Consider the following 17,759-nt stretch of genomic DNA (forward strand, 5'->3'; position numbering starts at 1 on the left):
CTTATTTTTGTTATAACCCAGCAGCACTTCTTATATTTATCGACAAAGCACGCTCAATATTGGAGAGATTTGGATGGGAGCAATTAGTCCTCAACCTGAGGGCAATTGTTCATTTCAAGAAAGGTTCTGTAAAGCGGGGAAAGACTGATTCGTGCATGGAGGTTTTGCTTGAGCTGTAACAAAGTCGAGGGGATTATCGACTCCTTGGATTGGTAGGAGGTCTCCCGCCACCAATTGCTAGATCATTTCAGAAGAACCCGTAAAGATACCGTTCTTCAAGTATGCTGTTTAACTTGGACTTCACTTCTTTGTCTCCGCTCTACAAATCCTCATTGTAGTCGATGACTTCGAGGTAGACAACCTTTTATGTTCATCAATGTTCGTTAGACTATTCATCGGCTATAGACGCTTACGGATCTCCTTGTTCATTCACTTAATCGGATTCGAGGTGTAGATGGCTTCTTTGATGAGCGCGGGTACTTGTAGAACGTCAACAAAGTTGGGAGCTGATCTTCCCAGGAACATATTTCTTTGGCGTACAGCTTGCCACATTTCGCTTTCATGGTGTCAAAAGCTGCACGGGCTAACTCTTCATCGACAGCGGTGTACACCGTCTTCAGGTCATGAATGACTTCAGAGCGGGCTGTACTTAAGATTTTCGAAACGTTGAGGGGACTTTATTAACGACACAATGTTGTATGACTGCCTTCGGATAGACTTCCTTAAGGCCGCATCCAGTCCGGGTAACCCGTCAAATACGCCAAGCAGCACTTCTTGCACTCCGCGGTCATAGAGGTCTTTGAGTACTTCACGCCAGCTATTGGCGCATTCCTGGCCGCCCAAATAGAAGTCCAGGATTTGACGATGCCTTCGGTGTCGATGTCCATGTCAAAGAAGATCATCCGTGAAGATGCTGCAAGCGAGTACCGTATAGCTTCAAACCGGAGCAGATTAGTGAACAGCGGCGTGACTTTAATCGCTGAGGGGCTGAAGCGCTGGTGTCCGGCTATGCCAGTAGTTGTAGCGGGCACCGGACAGGAGACGCTGCAAGTCGCACGTTTCAACTTGCGGACGGTCATGATGAGCTGACCATCCGGCTGCAGGAAATCTGCGCGAAGATGGGTTGATGCGACAACGGCCGACCTTAGGAGTGGTAAAGTGAAAGTATTGTCGATTCTCCGGCAATGCGCCCCGGAGGCTGCAGTGGCTTTCGGCTGACTCGAGAAGATTGCAGGTAAGCTGAGCAACGTAGTCCTCTTCAGTCAAGACTGAGTTTGCAACGGCCAGCATGTTCGCAACCCCAGTGAATTAAACGGAGCGGGAACTGACGAGCTTCGCCCCTTATTTACTGCGTATCTTCAATAATACAATTGATTCTTATATTATAACGTTCAGGTAACCGCATTCCAATCCAAAGAAAGGCTCGTCCAACCTCACCTAACCAGTGCCACTTCATAAAATTAAACCTTTTACTGACAACTTATAGGTTCCATATTTAAAGACAGGTGGAATTGCCTACTAACACACGTTCCATTCTGACTGTTATGATATAATATAGGAAAAAAGATGCAGGAAAAGAGGGTTCTCAATGGAATTTAATTCACTGCGCCGCCTTGAAAGAATTGCTGAAACTGAATTTTCGTTGATTTCTAGGTTTTATGACGAAGCGCAGGAGCGGTATATTGTTTTAAAAGAGACAAAAGGAAATTTGGATCGCTATACGAGGCTTCTTTTTGAAAGAGAGGTAGGAGCCTTACGCCGGCTACATCATAATCACATTATCCAAATGTATGATTTTGAGTTCTTACCTGGTGAAAATGGCGAAAAAAAAGGAAGAATCTTTCTTGAACATATTAACGGCGAAAACCTTCAAACGATTGATCGATCATTTATTGAATATAGTGACAAAATTAGAATCATTCTTCAGCTTATTGATGCTGTTGAAGCTGCGCACAGCCAAGCTATACTACATAGAGATATCAAACCGTCTAATATAATGATCATCGAACACAGACAAGCGAAACTGATTGACTTCGGTCTCTCCAAGATTAAGGGTATGGTAACGGGTGAAACCATTAATAAATTCGGTTCGAATCTTTATTCAGCTCCAGAAGTGGGGTATCATCCAGAAAATGCTTCTTTTCAAAGCGACATTTACTCTTTAGGGGCCACGATCTATTTTTTCTTAACCGGCTGTGAGCCCGATTTGCCTGAAAACCTCCATGTCTCCATTTCACAGAGTTCCGACATTACTCCACCATTAAAGAACATCCTGATAAAAGCTGTCGAAACTGATCTTAAAGTAAGATATGAAACCATTACTGATCTAAAACGAGAACTGGCTCAGATAATCGGCACCCTAATGTCAGTTACGAAATTCTCGATCAAATTTCCTCTAGAAATGCTCGAGCAGGCCAGAACATTAAGATTTGTACCACGACACGTCAAGCTTAATGAATTTATTGATCAATACTTAAACAAGTGGTTCGAAAAAGATATATATGGATTTGTCGATTCCAAGCTTGATAGTGGTAGGTTGGAAAACGGAGATGAAGTGTCATTTTTCTCGACGGACGGATACCTTTTGAAAGGCGTGTACCAGGATTACGACGAAAATTTTCTAGTGAATGATATTAAATTTCTCAAACAGACAGATCGATCACGTTATGAGAAAATGTACTTGCGTATAGCTGGCAAACCCATCTTTAATCATTCGATGAATCAATCAATACAGATGGATTTCCAAACTTACGAAGTTGTAAATGATCTCGTGGATCATCGGATCGATTATCAATCTGATGCGAGTAAACAAACTCAGTTTGAGAAGTTTTTTGGAATATGGTTAGACTATCTCGAAAAGGAAAAAGACTTACTTTTTTCAGCAGCCAAAAGCTTAGACTACACGAGCTATCGCTATAACGCAGAGGATCAAACGATGGAGTTCGAACTACTGAATACGACGGTAGAAAGCTTAGGATTTACGAATGAAACAACAATTATTTTCGATCTCCAACTAGAGGAACCTGATCGAAAGTACAGAACAAAGCCAGTGGTGATTGGAAAGTTCAAGGAAATCGCTTACCAGGATGATACCGTGTATCTTGTTGTTAAGTCTCCTAAAAAAATTAATGGGATTCCGCGTTCAGGGAAACTCGTTGAAGATTATCGTTTTAAAATTAATCTGTTTGACAAGCAAATGAGCGCTATCCGTTCATTTAAAAACGATGAGGCCTTGTGCAATGAAAATTTACGGGATATTATTCTAGGATTTGAACCCCCTAAATCCATAGGAAGTTTCAATAACATTGACTTCTTCAATAAGAGGTTAGATTCCAACCAAAAGGATTCCGTAAAATTGGCCTTAAACACATCCTCGATTGCAGTCATACAAGGTCCTCCTGGAACAGGAAAAACTACGGTCATTCGAGAGTTTGTTAATCAGATCTTAAACCGTAATAATGTCGATATTTCACAAGAAAAGTTTAAAATCCTGATTGTGTCGCAGTCACATACCGCTGTTGACAACGTCTTGGAAGGGTTACACTTTCCACAAGATTTCAGTACGAAAATAATCCGAATTGGACTAGATGAGAATATCTTGCCAGCTATACGGGATAAATACAGTGTCTTAAATGCCAGAAATTTATGGGCAAAAGAAACAAAAGAAGCTTCCAACCGAAAGATGATTGATCTAGCCACACAATATGGAATTGATCCGCATGAGCTAAAGCGATACGTTGAAATGCACTCACAAACGAACCGTTCAGAGGAGGAAGAGTTGCTGATCCAGCAATTGGAGTCCAAATATCTGGATGAACCGGAAAAGCAACGGATTATTCGAACCGCTATTATTCAAAATAACTGGATAAATCGTCTTGGAATTGCCAGTGATTCAGAATCACGACTAATCGAAAATGCAACCATTGTCGCGGGCACCTGTACAGGTTTTAATTCGAATCCATCTACCCGAAATATGAATTTTGATTATGTCATTGTTGATGAAGGAGCGAAAGCGAGTGTACCGGAACTTCTTATCCCTCTCCTTAAGGGAAGCCGGTTGATCCTAGTCGGAGATCATCAACAATTGCCACCTGTACTAAATGCAAAGGCCATCAAGCTAACTTCACATGGAATACAAGAAGATTTTGAGAACGGTATTTTTAAGCGTCTCTATGATAATTTCCCGCAATCCAACCGGATCCGCTTGACGACGCAATACCGGATGCACCGAACCATTGGTGATATGATTAGTAGAGTCTTTTATGGAAATGAGATTCACACTGGAATCCCCAATGATGAACGAACTCATGAACTGAAATTGTATAAAGGAAAACAATTGATATGGGTGAGTACTAGTAAGGTATGGAATCGGCGAGAAAGAAGGCATCAGACACACCAAGATCAAAAAACCTATAAAAATGATAAAGAAATTCAAATTATAAAGCAGATGCTTTGGGATATAGATAAAGAAGAGGCCGCTCGTGAATATGAAATCGCAGTGATAACAGGTTACAGCTATCAAAAGTCCATTATTAGAGAATTTGTCGCGAGGGCTGACTTCAAAAATATCTGCAATATAGAGGTAAATACGGTCGATGCGTATCAAGGAAAAGACAAAGACATAGTCATTTTTAGTACCGTCCGCAGTAATACAGAGAATGATATCGGTTTTCAGAAATCTGCGCAGAGAATTAATGTAGCTTTGTCCAGAGCACGTAGATTGTTAGTTATAGTTGGAGACAAAGATCATTTCATGCGAAATAGACAACCTACAAACAAACTCCCAGAGATTGACCTTTATATTTCTCAAACAGACGGCTGTGAAATTATTGAATACAAGGAGCCAAGTCATGCGAGAAAATGATTACATTCTAAATTTGAAGTTGAATATTCCTCCACAAATTGAGGGTCTACGGTATTTGAAGACAATTACGATCGGCATTCCTTATGTTCGAATGAAATTGAATATCACTACTCGAAGGGAATATCATCTACCATTGGCACAAGAAGTCGTTCTCCGCCTCATTGAAGAGAAGTGGACAAACTATGATGAGATACGTGAAGTGCTTGGCGTTGACAAAGACTATTTCGACAAAATTCTCCTGGAACTCGGCGTAGCTGATTATATTACCCACATGGGGAGGGTTATCTCCCTCTCCAATGCGGGAAGGAAGGTTTTGCGCGAACTAAAATCCATACGAATCGAACCGGATTATATGGAAAATGTCTACGTCAACATGCTTACAGGTGTAATTGTAAAAGATGAGAACACGTACAGATCCAAGCTTCGAAACAATTCGAAATGTACGGTTTACCTAAATAACATAGAAGATCTCTCTGGACATTTTCTTGCCAACAACGAACATGAAATCAGAGAGTTGTATAATATAAGAGTTAGTGAGAGCCGCGACAGATTTATGGGAAATGACACTGCTGGTGTAGACGAATTATACCGGGTCATTACTATTGAGGACTACGACCGAGTGTACGATCAATTGCCAGCTCATGTTTACTACTCCCAAGATACTGACAACATTTACTTTGAACTGGTAAGCGACGCTAATAATGATTTGTATTACACTTCTCTTAGAGAACAAATGAAAAGTCACCCTAGATCATTTTATGAAATATATGATACGAGGGAATACGGTCAGCGTAAGAATTCTACATTCTTCAAATGGTATCCTGAAGAGGAGTATGCAATAGAGACTTTAGAGGATAAGCGATCTGTGTTCGTAACTCATATCCAAAGTTCAAGTATAGACATGGATCAAATCTACAGCAGTTATTTTACAGACCGGCTTTTGTTGTACCAAGAATACCAATCCATTCTACGATCTCTTACGCAAAGGAAACCCAGAGAAGTTGTCGTTATTACAGATAACTTGTACATGTTAGAAAAGAGTGAATATAGCCTGTTGGCTTTGATTGAAGCAATTTCTAAGAATTCGATGATTTATATTGGCCATGGGGTAAAATCAAAACCCGTAGTCTCAAAAATCAAAGGAATGATAAATGAAAAGAGTGTTGCCACTAAGGAGTTCTCTGATGTCAGAGGAACTCGAATTATAGTAGATAATGAGTACATGCTAACTATTCACCTCGAACCGTTTCCTGTGAAAAATGAGTATCTACTGCAGGAAGTCGGCATTCTGACTTACGACAAAGCACATATCGAATTGATAAAAGCTGTATTTTCTGATCTTGTGTCTGCAAAGGATAAATAACCTTTCAAAAATATCATTACAAATTTGATGGGGCTGTAGATACATCAGATAATCGAAGTAAATAGTATTGTTCACTTTATATTATCAATTTTCTATTCAAACGGGTTCCAATCAGGGCCGCTCATACCTAATACTCTTAGGTTACTACTAACTACCCAAAAAGATGTCTTTTTAGCGGATTGATTATAAATTTGCGATAAAAAGAGGCAAGTAATCACAAAACAGTGACTACTTGCCTCTTTTTTTATATGGAAAAAGTTCAACGCTCCGCTTCTGAGTATTATCATTTCCAACTAAGAAGGGTAAGCGAAGGGACCGCTCTATCCTACTTGAACATGCTTGAAACATTTTTTTACTGGTTAAAGAAGAAAAGCCTCTTCCAAGGTGAGCGAGTTAAATGGAATGATTCAAAATTAGCAGTTCAATCATCTAAATTTATCCAGCAACATTAAAATTACTGATTCGCTATATCAATATGGAGAGAAAGAAATTCTTGCTAAAAATCCAGAAGTTTGAACGGTTGAAAATTCATTTTCATTTCACAAAGAGGAGATAGGAATAAGTATACAGATTAACGTCGTAGAAGCGTTTGTGCGATGTAACTAATATATAGACATATGTACAAAACACTATATAAAATCAATTTCTAAGTTTAGTTTACGAAGCTATGAAACTACTGTATTTTCATATAGTGTTACACATCATATGTGGACATTCGTTTCATGTGAACGGTATTGTCCTTTTCGTATTATCAGGTTAGCCAGTTATTACTGGTTGGCCTTTTTTTATGGTCGGTATACGATGGCGGTAGCCGGGAGAACGTGCGTCTTTTAGGGGTCAGACCCCGTCACAAAAACTGTTCTCCCACTACCCCCAATGACCATGTTTGAGCTGGTAGAGGCTTTTGACCTTGCATCACAAGCGAAGCTATGGGTTTGGAACTATCGTGGGAGTGCCGGCAAGATATGCTGTAGGAGGTTATTATGGAGCCAGTAGTAGGTGTGGATGTGGCAAAAGGATTTAGTGTGGTCCAGGGCTTTACGAAAAGAAACGAACCTTATGGAAAGGCGGAGAGCATATGGGGATTTGAACGGCTGGGAGAGCTGCTCGCGGAGTTGCAGGAGACAACAGGACTTGCCCCAACAGGGCACTACCATCGTGTACTGGTAGCGTATTTGGAGCGTAGCGGCTGGACGTACTTTATCGTGAATCCGTTGCAGTCGAAACGGGCCAAAGGAACGCAATTACGTAAGGTCAAAACAGATGCTGCGGATGCATGGCATTTAGCGGGAATGTATTATCGCGGAGACGTCACGCCACATCGTAGATGGGACGAGGCGTTTACAGAGCTGCAACATGTGACAAGACAACATGAGTTTGTGACGGGGTTGTTTGTGCAAGCGAAGTTAAACACCAGAGCCTTAATAGATCAGGTTTTTCCGGCATACGAGAAGGTTTTTCGGGATCTGTTTTCGGTTACGTCTTTAAAGGTGTTGGCACGTTGTCTAGAGGGGAATCTCGGAAGTCTTCACGAGGTAATCCAGAATAGCGGAGCCGGAAAGTCGCGCTCCAAGCGCTGAGTACAAGAAAAAGCGGAACGTGCTGGCAGATTGGAAAGAGCAGAGAAAAAGCCATTCTCAAACCGTTGCTTTGCTCGGTATGGTCTCTTTATTGCTTCAGTTTACAGAGCAGCTAAGTAAGCTGGAAGAGCAGATGAAGAAGATGGCATCGAGTCTCCCCGAAGTAGAGCTAGTGAAGAGTATACCCGGAGTAGGAGACCTCAACTGTGGTTTGCAATTTATATGTATAAGGTGGATAATTGTGGTATTAAAAATGAGAGGAGTGATGTCTTATGAGAAGACATTTAATCGATAATAGGGCAAATAAAAATCAGGGGATTACGTATAAATTGCCCTGGAAACTACGTGAATCCCAAAATTGAGGAGACGATTATATGAATCAACCGCCGATCCTAAAACGCATATATAGGGGGATATAAGCTATGAACCTTCCTGTTTATCTTTTGATGACGGGATATGGTAGTTGATTAAACAAATTGCATTTTACTGTAGTAGTTACTCAATTTCCTTGTTAGGCTAACAGACAGTTTATCACTAAAATTTTTTTAAAAAATGGATCATTATTTCAGGGTAAACCGTCTTACTTATGTGTTGGTAATATTTTGGTTCTGCTGCGCGACATTAAGGACCAATCATACGAGGGGAAGCTTGATAGACGTGAAAGTGAGAAAGATACTCTACATCACTATACTTCTTATGGCAGTGATGGTTGTATTTCTTTGGTCATCGGGGTTATTCGGCTTATGGTCTAGTGGAATGAGGTTTATTGCAAATAATACAGAAGAATATACAAATAAAAATGGTAACCTGGTGGATGGAAGGTATTCAATTAAAGTTGATTTGTCAGATTTAGAAAGTAACATTGGAAAAGAGATCTATAATGATGGAGAACATAGGATATACGTTTCATCGCTTCAGAGGATACGCAACGGAGGATATGAAATCGGATTTAGATCCATTGGACAGTATTCTTTGTCAGGAGCTACGCTTATTTCGGGTCTTCATCATGAGACGATCAACGTTCATTTTTTCACTACATCAACAACAGCAAAATTAACAGCCGAATACGATGGTAATACAATCGAAGCTAGAGTAGCTGGCAGATGTGGTTTGAATTATAAGGATGGGGATTGTTTTTCTTTTGCTTTCTTTTTGAGTGATGAATCAAATGAAGAAAACAATGAAGACACTAGTATAATTGAAATAACGATTACTGATCTATATAAAAATATTTGGAGAAAAAAATGAGGAGCTGAACTAACGGGTAGTTTTATGGAGGGAGGGGATGTAGCGCAAGTCATTGCGGTGGAATTGCTGACGCTGCTAGAGGCAGAGACGAAGCAAAGGATTAAAGAAGGTGCGGGGATCGAGACAAAGATAACCAACATCGGGGAACTCCCCGAGAAAAAAACGAAGTGTTCGTATCCAATGCAAATTCCTTCCTCCGCGTCTGCTTGAATGAGCAATGTTTATAAATGCAACATTGGAACAGAAACAAAAAAAAATTCCAAAGATTATTTAAATAATGTTACAGAAAAAGAACTGAAAATAATGTGCCAAGTAATAAACGTGGAAGACAATAGTTCTTTACATGTTCCAATGGGCTCCATCTAATGTGTCACATTAATAAAGTAAATAGGAACATCAAGAAAGTATTTGAGACCCAATTTATCATTATAATAAATCAATCATAAATCCAGGGAAAAAATTCAAATTTGGTGATTATTATAAATCTTTATTTTATAAATTTATTAATTTAGCTAAATATACAATATTTGATATGGTAATGGAACTGATTTATATGAGTATTACAATTTATGTTTAATAAAAGAGCTATGTGAGAAAAAAGATTCCTGCAACACTTAGTGATGTAGGGACTGACCCCATAACGTGAGACAAATCAAATCACCTTCAGGAACATAGATCCATGTCGTAAGAAATGGGCATAACCTTGGAGGTATTTTGCGTTGGCAACTAAAGTGAGCTATCCCTTGGAAATGAAGATAAAGGCCATTGAAATGAGATTAGCAGGCGTGCCCGTAAAAGAGGTCATGGAACGCCTCCATATCCGAAATAAGACACAAGTTAAAACATGGATGAGATGGTATCGTAATGGTGAGTTTAATCGGTTAAAGCATCCAGTAGGCAAACAATACAGTTATGGGAAAGGGCCTGAGTACAGCACATAAGCAGTTAAAGGCGGAGAACCGTTTCTTGAAACAACAGCTGGACGTACTAAAAAAGTACAAAGAGTTGGAGAGGAGGTGTCTTGTGGTGCAATTGGTCGAGATGCTTCGAGGGTTTGTGAGTGTTGCTCAAGTTTATAATTGGCTCGGCGTTTCTCGTGCAACGTACTATCGCGGGCGAGTGGCGAAGGAGAAGCCATTAGATCGCGTGGTCGAAAAAGTTCGGAAGCTCTGTATGCAGCACAAGTACTGTTATGGATACAGGAAAATCACTGCTTGGCTGCGTAGATAGCATACGATGAACTACAAGCGCATACAACGAATCATGCAACAGGAGCAGCTACAATGCCAAGTCAGAGTCAAGAGGCGGAAGACAACAGGTCAGCCAGCGTATGTAGCAGAACATCTCTTAAAGCGTGCAAAAGCTTGAAACGGATATTAAGTACTTGCCGTTTGGCGGGAAAATATTGTACCTTTCAAGTCTTCTCGAGTTGTTCAACGGAAAGATTGTAGCGTGGAGTATATCGGACAAGCAGAACACGGCTTTTGAACTCGACACACTTCATCAATTGCCTGCTCTGTCAGGAATGATGCTCCACAGCGATCAGGGCAATGTCTAGACGGCACAAGCGTACCAGGAAGCTGTCAAAGGAAAAGGCATTACCACATCACTTACTATAACTCAATTCGGATTCAAACGAAACTAAATAGTCAGTCGCCTGTTGAATACTGACGATTGGTCACATAAATTAAAAGGTGTTTTGATCCCTGTCTCACAAACGGGTGGCAGTCCCGTATAAGTCACTCAATCGAGTGGCTTATTTCATTACCACAAATGAGCTAACTGCTTGCATTGGAGTGTGAAAGCTTCATTTAAGCCCTCTCACGTAGAAGGCACGGCACATTCTAGGGATTATACATGCTATACAGGTTAAATGTTCCTTTATGGGATGTTATAGGCTAAAATGCTAATGTCTCATTGCAAAATCCGTCTCAAAATCAGATACAGATGATTACACTGTCTTCCTTATTGGGGGATAACTCAATTTGATTTGTTGCCATTTCTGGATCATCTCCCAGCAAATAAAAGAGTCCTTTTCGCTTGAATATCGCATCAGGTAGAAGACTTTTGTGTACCCATTTGATGGCCATTCTGACTTCCAAATGTCAGATAAAAAAGATAAACTTCGTTTCACATAAGCGTAGTCAACGTCCCGAAGAAGAGGTCTTACATCATTCCGATCGTGGCAGCCAGTATGCCTAACACGAGTACCAGATACAGCTCAAACTCTATTCCATGACCGGTAGCATGAGCCGAAAAGGCAACTGCTACGACAATGCATGCATCGAATCCTTTCTGAACAAATACGCGAAGCCGTGCACAAGCTGAGAAAAGTATCTTCGAGTACATCGAAGTTTTATACAACAATGAGTGCATTTATTCATCGATTCGCTATGCCACTCCCAGTCATTTTGAACATAAATATACTTTAATGCTGTGATTTGATAATTTTTTATCTACTATTTTGACAGAGATCCAGAATGATGCGTGGAATGGATTGACTATCCATATTATCTTCATACTGCCAACCTTTGCATGTTCCGTAAAGGGGAGAGGTGTGTCTTCAACTTTGGCGGGACCCTAGTTTCAATCTGGGTGGGCTGACCGGATTTTTATTAATCTTTGTTATTTGACATTGCTCATCCATAAAAGATGAATATACACTTTAGTTGACTATTTTAGTATAATTTAGTAGTATGAATAATGTATTAAAAAAATACTATACTTTAGGAGATGATTAAATGAGAAAGGTGTTTTTGTCATTTTTATTACTTTGTTTCTTTTTAACGGGAATTGTTAGTGCAGAATCTAGCAACTATTCAATAATTGAGTTAACAGATGAAGAACAGCAACTACTAGATGCTAGATCTGATGAAGTAAGAAGCTATTTCTTGAAATTAGAGCAAGCTAAAGGTAATTTGATGAAATTAGAAGATACAATGATGGCTGTTGAGAATAATGAGGTTTCTTATAACAGCATGAACACACAACAGCTAGATAGAAAAATTAAAGATGCAAAACAAGAGTTAATTAATTTACAAGCAAGTTATGCCGATTATGGACTAGAAAAAGTTCATAAAGTAAAAAAGGATAAAGTTGGTACCCTAGCATCCTCAGCAGGTGATTACGAAATAACAGAACTACAATTGTATTATGACTCTGCAGTTAATAAGTACCTACTTCATTCAGCAGGGAATTTTATAAATACTAAATGGAAAGAAGATAGTAATCCAGTGTTTGCTGGGAATAATGGTTGGAAGGACCTTGGGGGGCTTGAGGGATATTCAATTTATTCTCTTCATAAAGATATCAACACTTATAACAGGGAACTATGGGTACTTAGCTATGATGATCCTTCTGCACTTCATAAAGATTGGTCAACTGCTGCAGCTAAATACCCCGATAAAAGAGGGTATGCTTGGGCGTACCAAGATCGTCTTAAATTAGAAAATGGTGGTACTGTTTTCGCTAAATGGGCGGATTATGATAATTGGAGACAAGTTGGTTGGTATTATTTTGATTTTGTAGGTGGTGTACCGACTGGTCAAACTATAAGCTTTAGCGCTAGCTTTGGACATACGTGGTCAACCACAACGTTAAACTCTATTTCTTATCCTTTCGGTTTTGGTTGGTCAACCAGTTCTAACAAATGGGAACAAGGTACGAGCGAAGCTTTTACTTTCTAGATATATAACGGGGGAGTCAATACTCTCCCTCTTTTTTTGTGCTCAAATTAGTTTCTAACTTTAGCCTCAAATGGGTTTTTATTTAGGGTTGCCATCATTATAATCCGTCTAATACTTATTTATCAAAAACTGACGATTAATAAACTGAAAAATCGCGTCAGATCAACAACTTAAGTCTAATGCTTTATATTCTTCATACAGCTTAAGCATACTCGCCCTGGGCGTCCGCAAGTACGCGGTAAAAAAGAAGAGTTCTTCCGGTTCGTGGATCAGAGCTTTGTCCGGAAGAGTATGATCTCATCGAGCAAGGGGAGATTCAGACGCTCATCGACCTCAACCGTTTCTTCGCAGCGTGGCTTGAGGTCGCCTACCACCAGAAAGTCCATAACAGCTTTAAGCAGCGTCCACTTGACCGTTACCAGAAGGACGACCACTCGATTCGTACGATGCCTCCGCATGAGCTCGCGGAAGTATTCCTGCTGGAGGAGTCGCGAAAGGCCGACAAGACAGGCCGCAATTCGCTCTTGGGCACGACCTATGAAGTGGAGGCAAAGCTTTCAGGCTCACAGGTTCAAGTGCGATTCGATCCTCACGATTTCGGAGCTACTTTGGGTGGGAGCGCACTCCGTTTACGAGAGAGATTGAAACTCGGTATCTGCACTAACTGGGGGTAATAAGAGGTTGCATCCGTGTTATAAGAAAAGGAAACAAAGAACAATTCGTTTATTTTAGCGAACAAGTACGACGTGACTTATCTGAATACTTAAATGTACCCGAGAACCACTACAAAATTGAAAAAGCTGAGAGGTCTTTGTCATTTGTAGGATGTCAAGAATATGGGTCGATTGAATACCGCGTGAATCGCATTTTTTTGTTTTATAGGAACAATGTCAAGAATATGTACCGATTACCGATTCATTTCACGATGCTGATAAATGAAGTAAAGAAATGTACCTTGGTGATTTCCGGAAAGCCGGCATTTATAGGTCTAGAAATGTTGAAGATAGGAAATAATATCTGCCTCATTTGAACTTATCGTATGGGGAAAACCAGGTGTTTAAGAGTTGCCGATCTCGTTTGTTCCGTTCGAATGTTTACTTCGCTGAAGAGTAAGTTGTATTAGTTGGTAACATTTGTTTTAGAGAGGAGCAGGAAGAGTGGGGGAATATGATGCAGTGCAGCGGCTGGTTAAAAATATCATCTCTTAGCTAACGGGAAACGATCGCGATCGTTATTCCGCAACTTATCAATTCACAATCGACACAAACCAATTTTCTTAACATAACGTTTTTGTATTTGCGAATAATTGAATGATCTAAATAAACAAAATGGGCTTGTCGAAAAAGAAATTCCAGTTGCCGTAACGATATTCAATTTTATGCGGACGTAGTCACGTTATAGACTGTTGCAATATTTATCTGTTTCAGCGCCCCTGACCTAGCTAATGCCGGTCAGGGGCGCACTACTACAGCCAGAATAAATCATAGATTCCTCTAACAATGTTCCCAGTTGTTCAGCAAGTTTAACAACAGATTACGACCCTATGCAACTTCGTAATTCCCCAGCCGTTCGAAGGATTCAATTTTCGGTATTTCTCAGTATCAGATAGCATTTCTTCCACGCATCTTCTTAATTTTGGTATTGACTCTTCTTCACTTTGTTCGGCAAACCAAACAAATATGCTACACAGGTACTTCGAAAAAACAACAGGTCACTTCGTATCAGTGAATACGATGAAGTGACCTGTTTTTACATATGTCAGCTTTATTCCAAAGATTAGCACACAGAAGCTCCTAATTCATAAGGATACCACCGATACCACGTTGTGGCTATTTATGAACTTTCTCCATTGGAGGATATTGTTACCCGCTTTCCTTCCGCCCATACATTCGCCTGTAATACTTCTTTAAAGAAGTCAGCAGGCACATACATGGTTCCTTCTTTTATGATAGGGGCAGCACCAAGAGGCTTCGCCATCTTGTTCACGGTATATTGATCCTTCCCTACCTGTACAAGTGTCCAGATTGGTGACTCCGACTTAGTCAGTTCTGCCGACCTTTTTTCGGCATTCCATGTAATCGTAAACCCGAGGGCTTCCGAAACTTCACGAAGAGGCAGCATGATCCGGTTGCCAGTTTCGTTCATAAACCCTGGTTGGAGAGCTTTTTTGCCGTTTATGACGATGGAAATGGCATCGCCAGGCTTTGCGCCTTCTTCGGCCTTCGACTCCTCCATCGGGATCCGGAACTCCGGTGTTCCTGTCGAGCCTGGAGCGATGGCGTATTTCGGGAATACAACGACAGCCTGCTTGTTTTCAACATAAAAGCTTTGTTCTTCGTGGATACCCTTGAATTCATCTGCAAAATAGGCATCCTGTTGCTCATTGATCATTTTCGAGATATGCTCATCAATCTTCTTTGTATAATCGGATCCAAAAAAGTCCTGCAGCGTAACAAGCGCGGCTTCCTGAACATTGCGCACGTTGTAAGTGTCTACACGCGGCATACTCGTTCCGCCGGTAGCACCTTCAGTTGTGACGACTAACGAAATGATGCCTTCCTCGGTTCCATTGGATTTCAATTCATAATGAATGGTCAACTCATACGGATGGTATGTAAACCCATTCTCATTCGCTTTCTGAGCAGCAGCCGACGCTTCTTCTTCCCAATGCTTCAGGTCTTTGTGAGCGTGAGACAAGATAATATCGTTGAGCTGGTCTTGATATCGAGTATCCTGCATGCCTGATAATTGGGGAACGTGTATATTCGTTTTTAGGTAAGTTGTACTCGATGTTAGGATTTCTTCTTTAACTGTAACGGGATTCGTGATCTTCGCTGAGATTGGGACTGTTGGCACAGCGGATCCGGCTGCTGCGGAAACCATACCTCCGAAGCTTGCTCCACCTAACAAAACACTACATGCGACACCAACTTTTAGAATACGAAAAGTACTCTTTTTCATTTGCTTTCCATCTCCTTGTTTTCGTTTTTTAGTTTGCATGGTAAAGACGGACGATGCATATGAAAAAGTTTTCCTGACACAAAACATTCACATTTTCTAATTGAAATGCTCTTTTAAGTTGAACTTTCCGCTGCAATAAAGTTTTGCACCGAAATCAAACTTTTTTTGTACCCTGCACGTCTTGTACTCGTCATGTTTAACAACTAAGCATCAATACGCAAATCAGCTGGAGGTTACATTCAATGAACAAAGCACAAAAACCTGACATTCGTGTAGGAACAGCTCATTACATGCCAGGACTGGACGGGTTGAGAGCTCTATCGGTATTGGCTGTCATCGCATACCATCTCAATGTATCCTGGGCGCCCGGTGGACTTCTTGGAGTAGGTGTTTTTTTCACGTTGTCCGGTTATCTTATTACCGATCAACTGATGGTGCAATGGCAAAGCAAAAGACGGATCGATCTGGGGGATTTCTGGGTGCGACGCATTCGCAGACTGATGCCGGCGATGTTGTTCATGCTTGCTGTTGTGGGAACTTGGTTAATGTTGTTTGATCGTCCGCGACTTGATGCGCTGCAGGGAGATTTCTTATCCTCAGTCCTGTACTTCAACAACTGGTGGCTTATTTTTCATCAGGTATCTTACTTTGAAAGCTTTGGCCCGCCATCTCCAATCGGTCATCTCTGGTCGCTCGCTATTGAAGAACAATTTTATTTCGTATGGCCGTTGGTCTTAGCATTCGGATTACTTATAGCGCCGCGACGAGGCAAATTGATTCTGCTCATATTGCTCGGCGCAGCGGCTTCGGCTCTCGCGATGGCTATGATCTACGTTCCCGGCACAGATCCAAGCCGGGTCTACTATGGTACGGATACGCGAGCGTTCGCTCTGCTTGTTGGCGCGGCTTTAGCGGTGGCATGGCCTAGCCGGAATCTATCCGGGGAGGTTTCCGGCAAATCTCGTTTGCTGCTCGACATCGTTGGCGGGGTAGGTTTGTTAGGAATGATCTGGTTGGTTTGGAGATCGAATGAATATAATCCTTTTTTATATCAAGGCGGGTTGATGCTTTTCTCCATTCTGTCAGCAATAGTCACGGCAGTACTTGCTCATCCGGCAAGCATCGTTGCCAAAGTAATGGGAAGCAAGCCGCTTCGATGGATCGGCAAACGTTCATACAGTCTATACCTCTGGCACTTTCCCGTGATTATCCTGACGAGCCCAAGCGTGAATACGGATGGATTTAATGGAGGCAGAGTTATTCTTCAGCTCATTTTGAGTTTACTGTTGGCCACTATATCTTGGAAATATATCGAGGAGCCAATCCGTCGTGGATCAGGAGCGACTCTTTTGAAGAAAATTCCTTTCAACCCTCGGTATGGGTTTACAATAGCTCTCTTTGCTTTGATCTTATTTCTCATCTCTTGTTCCAGCAGCTTGAATGCCGAAAAACCAATGATCAATGAGACGACAATCAACACTGTGACTCCGGAGATTAAAATAGAAGATACATCGCCAACTGTGGTTCCCAAGGAATCGTCAACCGTTAAGCCGATAGAAATACCCGATGAATCGAAATCGGAGACAAGCAAAGGAATAACAGCGATAGGCGATTCCGTCATTCTGGATGCTGCACCGCATTTGGAGAAGCTGCTGCCTGGTATTGTCATTGATGGCAAGGTAGGCAGGCAAATGTCCCAGGCTCAAGACGTCGTAGACCAACTCAAAGCGGAAGGAAAGCTTGGGGATCGAATAATCATCGAACTAGGGACAAACGGTGCCTTCAGCAAAAAGCAATTGCGTGAATTGCTGACCTCCCTCAGAGATATGGAACAGATTTTGCTAGTGAACACACGAGTTCCTCGAAAATGGCAAAATTCGGTCAACTCTACCTTAGAAGAGGTAGCAGCGGAATTTCCAAAAGCGAAGATTGTGGATTGGTATTCCGCCAGCGAAAATAAAGGCTCATTTTTCACTAATGATGGCGTCCATTTGAAGCTGGAAGGTGCAAAGTATTATGCCTCCATTGTTTTTGAAGCCATACAACAGGAGGAGTGA

10 protein-coding genes and 3 pseudogenes are annotated in these 17,759 nt (G+C 41.1%); 10 read left to right on the forward strand and 3 right to left on the reverse strand.

From position 1 onward, the window contains the following. Positions 1-328: 328 nt before the first annotated feature. Positions 329-911: pseudogene (locus AC0YNW_RS06430) on the reverse strand (IS256 family transposase); the annotation flags it as partial. Between AC0YNW_RS06430 and AC0YNW_RS06435 the strand changes: the two are divergent. The 8 genes and pseudogenes from AC0YNW_RS06435 (at position 886) to AC0YNW_RS06470 (ending at position 12,741) form a co-directional block, all read left to right on the forward strand. Further along, complete coding sequence (locus AC0YNW_RS06435; RefSeq protein WP_475831280.1) at positions 886-1,089, forward strand: hypothetical protein; 204 nt, start codon at positions 886-888, stop codon at positions 1,087-1,089. The pseudogene AC0YNW_RS06430 and the gene AC0YNW_RS06435 overlap by 26 nt on opposite strands. A gap of 499 nt (positions 1,090-1,588) precedes the next feature. Then, on the forward strand, positions 1,589-4,864 hold the full coding sequence (locus AC0YNW_RS06440; RefSeq protein ID WP_475831220.1) for an AAA domain-containing protein: 3,276 nt from the start codon (positions 1,589-1,591) through the stop codon (positions 4,862-4,864). Next, entirely contained in the window at positions 4,851-6,227 is a 1,377-nt protein-coding gene (locus AC0YNW_RS06445) for a hypothetical protein (protein WP_475831221.1), read from the forward strand. Before AC0YNW_RS06440 ends, AC0YNW_RS06445 begins: the two co-directional genes overlap by 14 nt. A gap of 983 nt (positions 6,228-7,210) precedes the next feature. Beyond that, positions 7,211-7,807, forward strand: a complete 597-nt coding sequence (locus AC0YNW_RS06450; RefSeq protein ID WP_475831222.1) for an IS110 family transposase — start codon at positions 7,211-7,213, stop codon at positions 7,805-7,807. Positions 7,808-8,464: 657 nt separating this feature from the next. Continuing rightward, the gene (locus AC0YNW_RS06455; protein WP_475831223.1) at positions 8,465-9,055 is read left to right on the forward strand and encodes a hypothetical protein; all 591 of its coding nucleotides are present in this window, start codon (positions 8,465-8,467) and stop codon (positions 9,053-9,055) included. A 719-nt stretch (positions 9,056-9,774) separates the two neighbouring features. After that, positions 9,775-10,726 (forward strand): annotated as a pseudogene (locus AC0YNW_RS06460) (IS3 family transposase). A 652-nt stretch (positions 10,727-11,378) separates the two neighbouring features. Further along, positions 11,379-11,495, forward strand: a pseudogene (locus AC0YNW_RS06465) (hypothetical protein); the annotation flags it as partial. 301 nt (positions 11,496-11,796) lie between these two features. Further along, on the forward strand, positions 11,797-12,741 hold the full coding sequence (locus AC0YNW_RS06470; RefSeq protein ID WP_475831224.1) for a hypothetical protein: 945 nt from the start codon (positions 11,797-11,799) through the stop codon (positions 12,739-12,741). Positions 12,742-13,010: 269 nt separating this feature from the next. Here the strand turns inward: AC0YNW_RS06470 and AC0YNW_RS06475 are convergent, their stop codons facing one another. Continuing rightward, the gene (locus tag AC0YNW_RS06475) at positions 13,011-13,199 is read right to left on the reverse strand and encodes a hypothetical protein (protein ID WP_475831225.1); all 189 of its coding nucleotides are present in this window, start codon (positions 13,197-13,199) and stop codon (positions 13,011-13,013) included. Here AC0YNW_RS06475 and AC0YNW_RS06480 point away from each other — a divergent pair. Next, entirely contained in the window at positions 13,188-13,415 is a 228-nt protein-coding gene (locus tag AC0YNW_RS06480; RefSeq protein WP_475831226.1) for a Mu transposase C-terminal domain-containing protein, read from the forward strand. The two genes, AC0YNW_RS06475 and AC0YNW_RS06480, sit on opposite strands and share 12 nt — an antisense overlap. Positions 13,416-14,574: 1,159 nt before the next feature. Here the strand turns inward: AC0YNW_RS06480 and AC0YNW_RS06485 are convergent. Beyond that, entirely contained in the window at positions 14,575-15,702 is a 1,128-nt protein-coding gene (locus AC0YNW_RS06485) for a stalk domain-containing protein (protein WP_475831227.1), read from the reverse strand. A gap of 242 nt (positions 15,703-15,944) precedes the next feature. Between AC0YNW_RS06485 and AC0YNW_RS06490 the strand changes: the two genes are divergently transcribed. Further along, positions 15,945-17,759 (forward strand): acyltransferase family protein, encoded by a 1,815-nt coding sequence (locus tag AC0YNW_RS06490; RefSeq protein ID WP_475831228.1) that lies wholly within the window; start codon positions 15,945-15,947, stop codon positions 17,757-17,759.

It is taken from the genome of Paenibacillus sp. J31R120, from assembly GCF_056269225.1.